Below are 12,501 nucleotides of genomic sequence, written 5' to 3'. Positions count from 1 at the left end.
TGATCCACCTAGGACAGAGTCGGTCCTAGGTGGATCGGACAGTGAAGACATGGCGGAAAATTCCTCGGCTCGCCTGCTCAGGCTGCTGGCGTTGCTGCAGACCTATCGCCCGTGGTCGGGCGCGGAGCTGGCAGATCGGCTCGGCGTGACGCCGCGCACCGTTCGCCGCGACGTCGACCGGTTGCGTGAGCTCGGCTACACCGTGCACGCGGTCGCGGGGGTGGCCGGATACCGGCTGGGCGCCGGATCCGACCTGCCGCCGTTGCTGCTGGACGACGAGGAGGCGGTGGCGGTCGCCGTGGGGTTGCGCACCGCCGCGGGCGGCGGCGTGACCGGCATCGAGGAGAGCTCGATGCGGGCGCTGGCCAAGCTGGAGCGGGTGCTGCCGTCCCGGCTGCGCCACCGCGTCCAGGCACTGCAGTCGATGACGGTTCCGATGACCGCCGACGGGCCCACGGTCGACCCCGGCACCTTGACCGCCATCGCGGCGGCCTGCCGTAACCACGAAACCCTGCGGTTCGACTACCAGGCCCATGACGGCGACCGCACCACGCGCCGGGCCGAGCCGTACCGCCTGGTGGCCACCGGCCGCCGCTGGTATCTGGTCGCCTACGACCTCGAGCGCGCGGACTGGCGCACCTTCCGCCTCGACCGGCTCACCCTCCGCACGCCCAACGGCCCGCGCTTCGTCCCCCGCGACCCGCCCGCCGATCTCGCCGGATACACCTCGCACGCGATCTCCACCGCCCCCTATCGCTACCGGGGCCGCTTCACCGTCCACGCCCCCGCGGCGACCGTGGCCCAGCGCATCTCCCCCACCACGGGCGCGGTCGAGGCCGTCGACGAGCGGACGTGCACGCTGGTCTGCGGCTCCAACTCGCTCGACGAACTGGCCCTGTGGGTGGCGCTGATCGGGGCGCCGTTCACCGTGCACGAGCCACCGGAGCTGGCCGAACATATTCGCACCCTCGCCATCCGCCTCATGGAGGCGGTAACCCCACCGCCACCATGACCCATGGAGCACTGTCGCCCGGCAGACACTGGAATGCCGACCGCCGACGAACCCGCCGAAGTCGGGACCGACGTGGCGGGAGCGGCCTGCGCTGGGGGGATCGCGGGGATCGGACGGTGATACTGCCGGCCGCCCGAACACGACTCGGAACCCCGGAAACGACAAGATCGCGCCTGATCGCCACGATCAGACGGGATCCCGCCAGCATCAGTCCGGCCGTCTCAAGAACGGCCTTGGTGGAGATAAGGGGATTTGAACCCCTGACCCCTTCGATGCGAAGGAACTCCGGGAAGTCTGAGGATGTCGATCCGAGTCGATCGGGTGCCTCTCACCTTACAAAACACTCCGGGGAGGACGCAGGCAGTCTGAGGGTGCCGCAAGGTGGTGGCTCCCAAAATTGGCTCCCGTGGCTCCTCCCGGGTGGGAGAGGAACCCATGATCAACGAGTACCTTACTGACGACAATGACGGGCGTTTCCCCGAGGACACCCGTCCTCGTCAGATATTCCCTACACGATGACCAGAACGACGACCGCGACTCGTGGCCGTGGCTACCGGGCACCGTCCTGAATCAATACCGTCCTGAATCAATGCGGTCCCGACGAATGGCGGGTCGTCGTCGAGGTGCCAGCTCTGGCCATACCTGACCCCAGCGTGCCCAACGGCGACGCCCCCGAGAACCTGCTCTACCCCGATCGCGGCGGCGATCTCCTCGCGCCAGCGGCTGATGGTCTCGGCGAGGGTGACCAGCTCAGGAATGTGATCGTGGGTGGCGCACCAGGAGAAGAACGCATGCAGCCGGTCGCGTACCTGGCCGGCGCAGGTGGCGGTGAACAGCATGCGGAGCTCTTCCTTGGCGATCCAGGCGGCCAGGACGTCTTCGCCGTGCACGCCGGCGTCGAGGAAGGTGTTCCACATCGCGGCGAGCCGGTCGGGGTGCAGGTCCTCGCGGTTGCGCAGCAGGGTGCGGCACATGCCGTATTCCGGATCTCCAGAACGACCGCGCCTGCCGTATCGGGCGAAGATGGCCCGGCATCGCACCACCGAGACCATCTTGGTGGCGGCCTGCACGACGTGGAAGGGATCGACTACCAGGCGCGCGTGCGGAAGCGCCTGGCGGACGGCGGCGGCGTAGGAGGGTGCTCACGTCAGTCGCGACGACCTCGATGCGCCGGCGCCAGGCTGTCGGCTGGGCGTTCAGCCAGGCGATCACATCGTCGGCGGAGCGGCCCTCGACCTGGCCGAGCAGCCCCTGGGTGCCGCTGATGTCGATGAACCCGGTGTGCCAGGTGCCGGCCAGGTGCACGGTTGTGCCGTCGGCATCACGCTTCCAGCGTGGCTTGCCCCGGCGGGTCTCATCGATCCCCAGCACGGCCACCGGGGCCGGTGGGGCGGCCAGGGCGGCATCAGCGAGCTGGGCGAACGCCGCGTGTGCCGAACTCCACGACATGCCGCCTGTGGCGGCGACCTCGGCCACCGGCCGCAGCTGGTCCCCGATCGCGGTGGCGGCCAGCCGGCGTGCCGGCAAGCTGATCTTCTCGCCACGGCCCGCGTACGGGATCTGTTCGGTGAACGACCCGCGCGTGCACCAGGGCACGTCGCAGTACCAGCGGCGTTTGTGCACCACCAGCGTGAGCAGGTCCGCTCCCAGCGGCACATGCGTGAGCATCGAGGTCGTCCACTGCTTGGGCCGAACAGCCATGACTCGACAGTCCGGGCAGATCCGCCCGCCCGTCCCCGCGGGCAGCACGTGCACCCGCCGCCTGCCGTCGGGGTCAGTGTCCACCTCGAAGACCTCCAGGCCGATCAAGCCCAGCAGATCCGATCCGGTATGTTGATCCACGCGCCCGTGTTTCTCGTTCGATCACTTTCCCTAGACAAGATCGTGATCTTAGAGTTCGCGGGCGTTTCTCGCTTCCCCGCTCATGCTGACGCAGCGTGACCTGACACAGTCACACAGAGCGATCAACCGACAGCGCCACCCCGGTTCAATGAGAAGACCCCCATCGGGCGGCTTGGGCCATCACCTGCTGCTCGTCCCAGCAGGCCCGGGCCAGGAAGTGCTGCAGCCGGTCAGGGGTGGAATGTCCCACCGCCTCGGCCAGCGTCCAGCAGTTCTTGTTCTCCAGCTCCATCAGCAGCCCGGCCGGCCTCTGCCCGCAGGTGGCGCGGCTCTCGCGACGGGGGAAGCACCGGGCCACCCGGGCCAGTAGTTCCTGTTGTAGAGCGGCATGCTCGGCATGCGCTACGGTGACGGCACGAGCCGCTGCGGCCTGATCTTGATTCACACCTCGACATGATCGCGGCGGCTCTTCGCGTCACGGCGCACGACCAGCGGCAACGCCATGGGGATCACGATCTACGGCTGCCGTATCGGTGAACCCTTTGCGCTGGTTCTTGCGACGCCGGTAGATCATCATGCGGTAGATCAGCCGGGTCCGCTGCCCCGGCTTGCGGCAGATCAGCCCGGCCAGGTTGACGCGTCCGGAGCCCTTGCTGGAGACGGTCGGGGTGCATCCACGGCGGGACCAGGTGCGGGCCTGGGGCGGCCTCAGCGATTGTCCTGCTTCGTCGGCAAAGCAGATCCACGCGTCCTGATCCCGCGCCGTTGTTCCGCCAGCGGCCAGGTGTCCTTCACCCAGGTGGCGATCGCCTCTTCGTCACGTTCGGCGGCGCGGCGCTGGGGGACCTGCGGGCTCCAGCCCAGCCGATGCAGCAGATAGGAGATCCCGCGCGGGGTGTAGGCGACGTGGAACAACCTGCCGACCAGCACCGTGACTCGTGCCAGGGTCCACCGCTGATCCTCACTCCACCCCTACACGGCCGGACCGGCGTCCAAGGCGGCCTCCAACTGCTCCACCTGCGCATCGCTGAGCCGGCAGCGCTGCCCACCCGGCCCTTTCGAGGCCAGTGCCTGGGCCCCTGCCGTGCGCCAGGCCTTGTGCCAGACATAGGCCGACTTGCGTGAGACGCGCAGCTTCCTGGCCACCTGGGGCGGCGACATGCCCGCGGCGAATAACCCGGCAGCCTCCAAGCGGACCTGTTCACGCTTGGCTCGCGCGGCCGGGGTCAGACCACCACCATCCGGATAACGCATCCCACCGGCATACTCCCGAACCCCGCCAAGAGCACGCAACCACGCCGCGTTACCTCAGACTTTCAACCTCTGTACTCGGTATGCATGGACTCGACCTTCCACTTTCGTTCACTTGCCGGAGTGACCGGAGCCCGCGAGGATTGGCCATAGTCCCCTGGAACCCTCATCGGAGGTCAAAGGCAGAACATCGTGTGTTTGCATCGATAATGCATCTGGGGCTTCGGTTCAACAGGGACACGTCGCGAAGGTGCAGAGCAGCTCAAGATTACCAGTGACGGCACATCTCAATTGCCTGGCGAAGCGCCGGTGCGCATCCGGAGCATCTTTGCGTCTGCCGTGAACGCCCACGGATGGCTCCTGCGACGGAACGATTATGGCGCAGACGCCTGACTCGGACGCCAATGCGGCGTGACTGGCTTTCCCTTTCTTTTCTGGCGGTTCCGGGAGTGGCACCTGTCGAGCAAGCCTGCCTCCGCCGGCATATTCGGCTTGTTTGTGGCAGACATCATGCCCCGGCGGGCATTGATTGTCCGCACTTGAAAAGGTGGATCTATGCGGGGGAGAAATCGCGCGTCGGATCGGGGACCATCGCGCCTGTAGGGATGAGTCGACAAACCCAAGGAGACTCGATCATGGGTTTACCGCTTAAGCGAATCAGCGTCACGCTGATCAGTCTTGTCATGGCGATCGGGGCTTTATGGATCTCCCCTCGAATCGCGTCGGCTGACACCGTCACTGGAATCGATGTCTCGCACCACCAAGCGGATCGAGGTGTGATCGACTGGAATCAAGTACGAAACAGTGGCAAGTCTTTCGCCTTCATCAAGGCTACCGACGGAAATGCATACTCCGATCCCACGTACGGCAGGAATTATGCAGGAGCCAAGGCTGCGGCGCTGGTCCGGGGGGCCTATCACTTCGCCAGGCCCGACGCGTCGGCAAATGACGCGATTCGGGAGGCACAGCACTTCGTTGCCTATGCAGGCACTCACCGCCAGGCCGGCGACCTTCCGCCGGCACTGGACATGGAGAACAATGGGGGCCTTCCTCCTGTGGCATTGATCGCATGGACCCGTGATTTCCTCAACGAGGTCGAGCGCCTCACGGGCAGAGTTCCTGTGCTCTATACCAGCCCAGGCTTCTGGGAGAGCAGCATGGCGAACACCAGAGAATTCACCCGCTACCCGCTATGGCTTGCCCACTACACGACGGGCGCACCGCGCATCCCTGGAGGGTGGGGCAGCTACACGTTCTGGCAGTACACGGACGCGGGGAGCGTTCCTGGGGTTGTCGGCAATGTTGACGTGAACCGCTTTCGAGGCACGCTCTCCGATCTGCAGAGACTTGCCATGCCCGGCGGATCGGGCCCTGAGCCGTGGAAGCCGGTGCGGGATGAGTTGGCGGTGGTGTCGACTGCCGATGGCCGGTTGGAGATGTTCTGGGCCGGGCCCGAGCAGGTGTGGCACCGGTATCAGGTAGCGGTGGGCGGCGGCTGGTCGGAGTGGCGGGCCTTCGGCGGTCCGGCACACGCGACGCTGGTGGCCATGCGCAACCCCGATGGCCGGTTCGACATCATCGCGGCCAACGCCAACGAGATCTGGCACCGCGCGCAGAGCGCCCCGGCCCCGGCCTCGACCTGGTACGGCTGGGAATGGTGGGGCGGCGGCGCCTACGACCTGGAAGCCGCACAACTGCCCGACGGCCGCTGGGAACTGTTCGGCTCCCACAACACCGGCATCATGCACATCTGGCAGATCACCCCCAGCGGCCGCTGGAACACCTGGACCGACTTCGGCGGCCCCGGTCGCGCCACGTTGGAGGTCATGACCAACCCCGACGGCCGGCTCGACATCGTCGCCGCCAACGAGGGAGTCATCTCCCACCGCGCGCAGAGCGCCCCGGCCCCGGCCTCGACCTGGTACGGCTGGGAATGGTGGGGCGGCGGCGCCTACGACCTGGAAGCCGCACAACTGCCCGACGGCCGCTGGGAACTGTTCGGCTCCCACAACACCGGCATCATGCACATCTGGCAGATCACCCCCAGCGGCCGCTGGAACACCTGGACCGACTTCGGCGGGCCCGGCAAAGCCAAACTCGCCGTCATGACCAATCCCGACGGCCGGCTCGACATCGTCGCCGCCCATGCCGAGGAGATCCGGCATCGCGCGCAGAGCGCCCCGGCCCCGGCCTCGACCTGGTACGGCTGGGAATGGTGGGGCGGCGGCGCCTACGACCTGGAAGCCGCACAACTGCCCGACGGCCGCTGGCATCTGTTCGGCAAGCACAACACCGGCATCATGCACATCTGGCAGACCACCCCCAGCGGCCGCTGGAACGACTGGACAAACTTCGGCAACCCATGAGGCGCGCCACGGGTATGTCCAGTGAGTGGTGTATCTCGATCTTTGTTTGACTGACGGGTGGTCGGGGTCAGGCGGCCGTCGAAGGTGATGGCGCTCGATGGCGTTGGCCGAGCAGATCACCCGGCGGATCTCGGTGTCGAAGTTGAGGAAGGGCACGAACTCGGCCCAAGCGTCCTCCCACAACTTCACTGCCGCAGAAGCAGATCAGGAAGCTGGGCCACGATCGGCGGGCCGGAAGTCTTCGGATGCAGACCGAGGCCCAGCTTCCTTCCTATAAGCCGTAAGTGGTCGGCGGGTGCCCCTGACGGGTGATCCCGCCGGCGCCGACACGGCCCCAGGGTGGCAGACGACGGCGGGTGGACGATTTCACCATCCTGGCGGCCGTCGTGTACGTGGCCACCACCGGGTGCGCCTGGCGGCAGGTGCCGCCGGTCTTCGGCGCCTCCTGCCAGACGGTGCATCGCCGCTTCCCCGAGTGGAGCGCCGCCAGGGTGTGGGCCAAGCTGTACCGGATCCTGCTGGACGAGCTCGGCGCCCGAGGCGAGCCGGACTGGTCGCGGTGCGCGACAAGCCTGGCGCTGGAACCGCTGGTGGGCAGTATCCCGCCGATCCGGTCCCGCCGCGGGTAGGGATCATCACGCCAGACTACGGCCGGCCACTGACAACGGCCTGCCTCCACCCACCACTACACCGAATCACCGCACCGACCTCCAACACCCGTGAACGCCTCGCTCGCGTACCTGAGGGTCAGGGATGTCCGGATCCGGCTTGCTTGCCCCATGAAGGGATGTCTCCTTCCCACCCTCAGCACAGAGTCTCATGCCTGTTCATTACCTCGGTCTGTTTGGCAGGGAGGGAAACGGACGACCCTGAAGATGAGCACGCGGACTCAATCCTCTTCGGGGAAGAGCCGCAACCGGTGGGCAGTCGCTGCGGCTGCGCTGCGGCTTGGGGCATGAAGCTTCATCAAGATACGCGACACATGGACGCTCACCGTCTTCACCGTGATGAACAGCTCAGTCGCGATCTGACGGTTCGAGAATCCGCGGGTCAGCAGCTTCAGCACTTCGGCTTCACGGTTGGTCAGGCCCAGGCGTCGCAACTCGGTGACCGGAGGAGGAGGCGCCGGTCGTGCGGCAAGGTCGAGACGAGCTCGGTGCGCGAGATGTGCTATTTCGTCACGTAGCCGTCCAGCGCCAAGGCGGGTCGCCAGTTCGTCAGCCGCCCACAGCACTTGCCGGCCTGCTTTCTTGTTCCGCCGGTCGAGCTCTGCCTCAGCCAGCCGTAGTCGTGCGTAGGCCATCCGGTAGGGCTCACCTGCCGAGTCCCACGCTTCGACGACGTCCCTCCATTGAAGGCTTGGACGATCCAGCGAATCCAATTCCGCTACGAACTGCGTGGCGTGGGCGTGCCAGGGAGGCGCGCTAGTGGGGAGGGATTCTGCAGCAAGGGTGAGTGCTGCCCGTAGCTCCTGATCATCGAAGGACTCGCCGAACGTTCTGGCACGGTTGTGCACGAGCCCGAGCGCTCTGGCACCAGTGGTCAGCAGGGCCCATGAATACGACGCATCGCCGTGGCCGCCTGGCACCTGGAGGCCGCTGATGGTAACGGCGATCACATCGTCGAAGCGGCGCTCCGCCAAGGCGAGTTCGGCTGACAGAAGTGCGTACGGGAGGACAAGCTGGGCAACGCCGAGACGGCTCTCGATGACATTTGGGGCCTGCCGTAGACACTCATGTGCCCGTGCAAGATCGCCGCGAGCGGCGGCCAGCTGTCCCGCGATCAACTGTCCGTAAGCTGCGAACACGCCCGTCGGCTGGTGTTCCCGAGCTTCCTCGACGCGCGCTTCCGCCTCGTCCCAACGGCCCAACGCGAAGAGCGACTCGCTCAACGTCGCCAGGAGCTGGCATCCCAGCGTCGCCGAGAGCCCTGCCTTGTGTAGGACGTCTCTCCCGGGTTCGGCCACGGAGATCGCCTCGTCATATCGGCCGATCGCGTGAAGCAACCATGCATGATTCAAGGAGAGACGAGCGAGCGAGAGCAGATCACCCTCAGCTGTGGCTGCCTTGCGCACTTCATGCATCTCCGACAGCGCGCGATCAAAGGCGCCAAGCTGAGCATGAGCCACAGCCAGGGTCGTCCGCGCCGAGAAGATCCGGTCGTGAGCACCGGACTTGAGCGCAGCTTCGAGCGCCTCCTCTGCCACGCTCTTGGCGCGCTGGGCTTCGCCGTGGAGGGCCAGTGTGGCGCCGAGCGTGTCGAGCACGGTCGCGCGCTCGCGCCAGGCAGTGGGGGGACGAGTACCGCGGCCTCCTCCATGACCGGCAGGGCGCCTGTCAGACCCATGTTGAGCAGGATCCTGGCGCGCTGCGTGAGCAGGGTCGCCGCACGATCCGGCCGATCTTGTGAGGATGCCTCCGCCAGGGCTTGTTCGATGTGTTCCAGCGCGCGTTGCTGGTTGCCGGAGTGCCGCGCGGAGAAGATCAAGCGGTCCAGTACGGCAAGCCGATCGACCTGTGGCGAAGGTAAACGCGGCCATATGTCCAGGACGCGCCTCAGCAATTGGTACTGCTCGGCGAACGCGTGCGCCCTTTCGGCTGCTGCCGCCGCATTCAGCAAGGCGGGGAGCGCCTTGGCCGGCTGGTCGGCACCCAGCCAGTGGTGTGCGAGGTCGGCTGCCAGCCGCTCGGCGGGCAGGAGGTCTGGTCGAGCCTCGAGGGCCTCGGCGTAAGCCCTGTGCAGGAGCAGCCGTTCGCCTGGAAGGAGGTTGCCGGCAACCGCTTCTCTGACGAGCTCGTGCCTGAAGGCATAGCCATCCTCTTCTGGTTCCAGCACGTAGGCGTCCACCGCTTCACGCACCGCCTTGAGCAGGATGTCAGAGGGCTCGTCGAAGGCGGCGGAGAGCGCCTCGTGCGGGACCCGCCGCCCGGCGATCGCCACAAGGGAAACCACGTTGCGGGCCGACTCGGACATCCGCTCCACCCGAGCGAGCAGCAGGTCCTGGAGCCGCTCAGCAAGCCCCGCGGCGGATCCGGCACGCACCGCGCGAGCCAACTCCTCGACAAAGAACGCGTTGCCGCCGGTGCGTTCGAATATCTCCTTGATCAGCCGAGGCGTTGAACGCTCGCCGAGCAGCGCAGAGACGAGTTCGCCGGTCTGTGCTTCGGAGAATCGGCCGAGCCTGAGCCGGTTGACGACCTCGAGCCGATCGAGTTCGGCCAGTAGCGCGCGCAGAGGATGACGCCGTTGTACCTCATCTGCGCAAAAGGTGCCGATCACCAGAATTGGCACCTCGTCCAAGCCTCGCGCCAGCATGTCGAGAAGATTGAGCGTCGACCTATCGGCCCAGTGGAGATCTTCCAGTACCAAGATCAGGGGTCGAGCCTCCGCTGCCCGCTCGAACGTGGCGAGAAGCGATTGGAACAGCCGAGCCTGGCTCGGCAGGTCACGGGGATCGAACTCCCCTCCCTGCTGAGGCAGGAGGTACCCGAGGACCTCGGCAAATTCGCCTGCGGCAGCCTGCCGGTCGCGGCCTGGGCCCCGGAGTGCGGCGATGATCGGAGCGAGCGGGATGTCTTCCGCGGCCAATTCGACACACGCACCGATCAGCACCGTGGCACCCAGTTCGATCGCCTCGGCGGTGAACTCCTTCACAAGTGCGGTCTTGCCTACGCCGGCCTCGCCATCAACGAACACGACGCGAGGTCCAGCGCCTCTGACTTCCTCGAATATGGCACGGAGCCACGCACTTTCGGCGTGGCGCCGGATGTATGTCTTGCCGCCCCGACTACGGTTCACCCGTCCATGGTCGCCTGTGGACCGCCCGGGCCTCAACTCCTGTACTTAGCGCGACTCATGACTGACTTCCACCGCCACTCCGCCACTCCGCCACTCCGCCACGACCCTTCCAGTGAACGGCAGGCCACATAAGGTATACCTAAGGACCATTGCGGACGGTGGGACGAGTCTGTAATGCTCTGACTCGAATTCGCAGCGTTGTCTGAGTTTTCTTTCGCAGGCATTCAGGGGAACCTTTTTCAGGGCTTTGTCTGCCTCAACGGCGCCGCGCACTGAAATCCACAGTACCTGCCAGGCAAGATCCTCTTCAGCGGAGGGGTTGATGGAAAAATCAAAAGTTACGGCTGCGTTGCTATGTCTTTTTCTGGGCGTGCTGGGTGTCCACAGATTTTACGTCGGAAAGATAGGGACCGGCATCCTTCAGCTCGTTACAGCGGGCGGTTTCGGCATATGGGCGCTTGTCGACTTCGTCATCATTCTCGCGGGAAGGTTCCGTGACAAGCAGGGACGACCCCTCGCTTAGTGAAGCCGGAGCGACAAAGCGTGGTTGTCGGACTGCGTCGCAGCACTAACCCGGCTGAGGTCCTTTCGCGCCGGCCGCCCGAGTGCATCCACGCCGATTCAGGGGCCTGGGCTCACCTCACCGACAGGAACCCTCAGTGGCTATGGCCGCTGAACGGCTCAGCGGCCATAGCCACCCCATGTGCAGCGGTCGACTCGGACTTGCCCATACTGGCGGCCGGTGTGATGTCGGCCGTCTCTCTGCTGAACAGCATCAAGCACCACGCGATAGCAGGTCTTCGAATTCGGCTCCACCAGTAATATTGGTGATCATGGAGGTCGGGGATGTGCGGTTGCGGGATTCCAGGGGCCCGGATGGCGCTTCCTTCTGCTGATGGGGATGGGCAAGGGAATGGGGAGACCTCGGCCGGGATTCCCGGCCGGAAATCTGACTCATGTGTTGTGAAATCAGGCACGGGAGGACAGTATGAAGATTTTCAAAGCCGATGGCGCCGCTGCCCGACTGACGGAGAGCCCGCCGAACTGGCTTGAGCTGCTGCGCGCCGATCCCGGCTCGCGCGCGCTCGGCGTGCAATGGCTGGACGCCGATGCCATCCGAGAAGAGGCAGCCGAGGAGGTCTCCCTTTTCGATGGCATCATGCACTCGGAGGCCACACTGGCGCACATCCACGAACATCGTCCGCACATGGTGCGCGTGGCGTCGGGGCCTCGCTATGCGAGCAAGGGCGGCTTCGAGGATGAGGCGGCCTGGTTCGTGGACACTCGCGAACCGGCCCGGCTGCTGCTCGCAGTGTCGGACCGTTATCCCACGTTCCTGTGGATCCCAGCCGAGGGCACCGCAGAGGGCATGCGCAAAGCGCTCGGCGGGCTCTTCCCCACTCCTGCCCCCACGCGCGTCACCCTGCCCAGGACGTCACGGGGTTTCATGGGATACGCCGACGAGATCAGTGTGCCGAATGTCTACAGCGGCGAATTCGTGCCGATCGATGGTCTCGAGCTGGACCGTTACTACACCATGAACGTCTTCACCAACGTGTACTCCTGGGGAAGTTGGGTCACCGATGACCCCTACCCCGACGAATTCGTCTCGCCGATCGCCCTCGTCGGCGCAGCGCGGGAGTTCCACCGGCAGCGGCCGGGAGTACCGTCAATGACCTGGCGCACTGCGGCCTCCGGCTCCTACTTGAGCATCGAGGCGCACGCCGGCTTGTTCTTCGTCGCTGAGGCGCGTTATCGGCCCAACCCGAACCCGTCGGTCATCGAGGCGATCAACGCCGAGTTCGGCTCCACGTTCCCCCCTGACCTGCCGGTGGACGTGGCGGGCGCCCTGATCGGCTTCGACTTCCGCCCGTTGGAGTTGTGGGAGCAGGAACTGGCGGTCGAGGACGATCCTCCGCAGATCCTCGGCAAGCTGGAGATCGCGACCGCGCTCGCGTACGGGGATCTCGACGCCGTGGACCGGTTGCGTCCGTACTTCCTGCACGACGAGCCCGGTTTCCGGGCGCACGCGTTGAACTATGCCTTGCGCTACAACCTGGATTTCCTCCTGGAGGAGAACCTGCTCGACGAAACCGACGAGTATCTGGCCGAGCAGATCCACAAGCTCCTCGACCAAGGAACCGGCAACGCCCATCCCGACCTGTTCGAGGAGGGCGTCCATTGGGAGGGAGTGTCAAGAAAAGGGTGTAACTAGATCTTGATGGGTTTCAG

8 protein-coding genes and 4 pseudogenes are annotated in these 12,501 nt (G+C 65.8%); 5 read left to right on the top strand and 7 right to left on the bottom strand.

Going from position 1 to position 12,501, the window contains the following annotated elements:
- Positions 1–49 precede the first annotated feature (49 nt).
- On the top strand, positions 50–1,012 hold the full coding sequence (locus tag BSB02_RS04325; RefSeq protein WP_084957037.1) for a helix-turn-helix transcriptional regulator: 963 nt from the start codon (positions 50–52) through the stop codon (positions 1,010–1,012).
- Positions 1,013–1,509: 497 nt separating this feature from the next.
- On the opposite strand, the pseudogene BSB02_RS41940 reads toward BSB02_RS04325, so the two are convergent.
- From BSB02_RS41940 to BSB02_RS41225, 4 genes and pseudogenes are all read right to left on the bottom strand, one after another.
- A pseudogene (locus BSB02_RS41940) lies at positions 1,510–2,139 on the bottom strand (ISL3 family transposase); the annotation flags it as partial.
- An 860-nt stretch (positions 2,140–2,999) separates the two neighbouring features.
- Positions 3,000–3,299: a transposase gene (locus tag BSB02_RS41235; RefSeq protein ID WP_206184504.1), complete on the bottom strand. Its 300-nt coding sequence runs from the start codon at positions 3,297–3,299 to the stop codon at positions 3,000–3,002.
- Positions 3,300–3,562: 263 nt separating this feature from the next.
- Positions 3,563–3,805 (bottom strand): annotated as a pseudogene (locus BSB02_RS41230) (helix-turn-helix domain-containing protein); the annotation flags it as partial.
- Between the two features lie 21 nt (positions 3,806–3,826).
- The gene (locus BSB02_RS41225; RefSeq protein ID WP_206184502.1) at positions 3,827–4,108 is read right to left on the bottom strand and encodes a helix-turn-helix domain-containing protein; all 282 of its coding nucleotides are present in this window, start codon (positions 4,106–4,108) and stop codon (positions 3,827–3,829) included.
- 632 nt (positions 4,109–4,740) lie between these two features.
- Between BSB02_RS41225 and BSB02_RS04300 the strand changes: the two genes are divergently transcribed.
- The gene (locus tag BSB02_RS04300; RefSeq protein WP_158088552.1) at positions 4,741–6,471 is read left to right on the top strand and encodes a GH25 family lysozyme; all 1,731 of its coding nucleotides are present in this window, start codon (positions 4,741–4,743) and stop codon (positions 6,469–6,471) included.
- An 86-nt stretch (positions 6,472–6,557) separates the two neighbouring features.
- On the opposite strand, the pseudogene BSB02_RS39325 reads toward BSB02_RS04300, so the two are convergent.
- A pseudogene (locus tag BSB02_RS39325) lies at positions 6,558–6,663 on the bottom strand (transposase); the annotation flags it as partial.
- Between the two features lie 116 nt (positions 6,664–6,779).
- Between BSB02_RS39325 and BSB02_RS04295 the strand changes: the two are divergent.
- Positions 6,780–7,097 (top strand): annotated as a pseudogene (locus BSB02_RS04295) (transposase); the annotation flags it as partial.
- 263 nt (positions 7,098–7,360) lie between these two features.
- Here BSB02_RS04295 and BSB02_RS04290 read toward each other — a convergent pair.
- Positions 7,361–8,476, bottom strand: coding sequence for a helix-turn-helix transcriptional regulator (locus tag BSB02_RS04290; RefSeq protein WP_158088551.1), 1,116 nt, complete (start codon positions 8,474–8,476; stop codon positions 7,361–7,363).
- An 11-nt stretch (positions 8,477–8,487) separates the two neighbouring features.
- Entirely contained in the window at positions 8,488–10,269 is a 1,782-nt protein-coding gene (locus BSB02_RS04285) for an ATP-binding protein (protein ID WP_158088550.1), read from the bottom strand.
- A 322-nt stretch (positions 10,270–10,591) separates the two neighbouring features.
- Here BSB02_RS04285 and BSB02_RS04280 point away from each other — a divergent pair, with 322 nt between their 5' ends.
- Positions 10,592–10,792: a TM2 domain-containing protein gene (locus BSB02_RS04280; RefSeq protein ID WP_084957021.1), complete on the top strand. Its 201-nt coding sequence runs from the start codon at positions 10,592–10,594 to the stop codon at positions 10,790–10,792.
- Between the two features lie 465 nt (positions 10,793–11,257).
- Positions 11,258–12,484, top strand: a complete 1,227-nt coding sequence (locus BSB02_RS04275) for a hypothetical protein (RefSeq protein WP_084957019.1) — start codon at positions 11,258–11,260, stop codon at positions 12,482–12,484.
- Positions 12,485–12,501 lie beyond the last annotated feature (17 nt).

This window comes from Thermoactinospora rubra, assembly GCF_002093975.1.
Taxonomy (GTDB): Bacteria; Actinomycetota; Actinomycetes; order Streptosporangiales; family Streptosporangiaceae; genus Nonomuraea; species Nonomuraea rubra_A.
The sequence above is the reverse complement of the archived record's forward strand: the minus strand, read 5'-3'. Positions and strand labels throughout refer to the sequence as shown.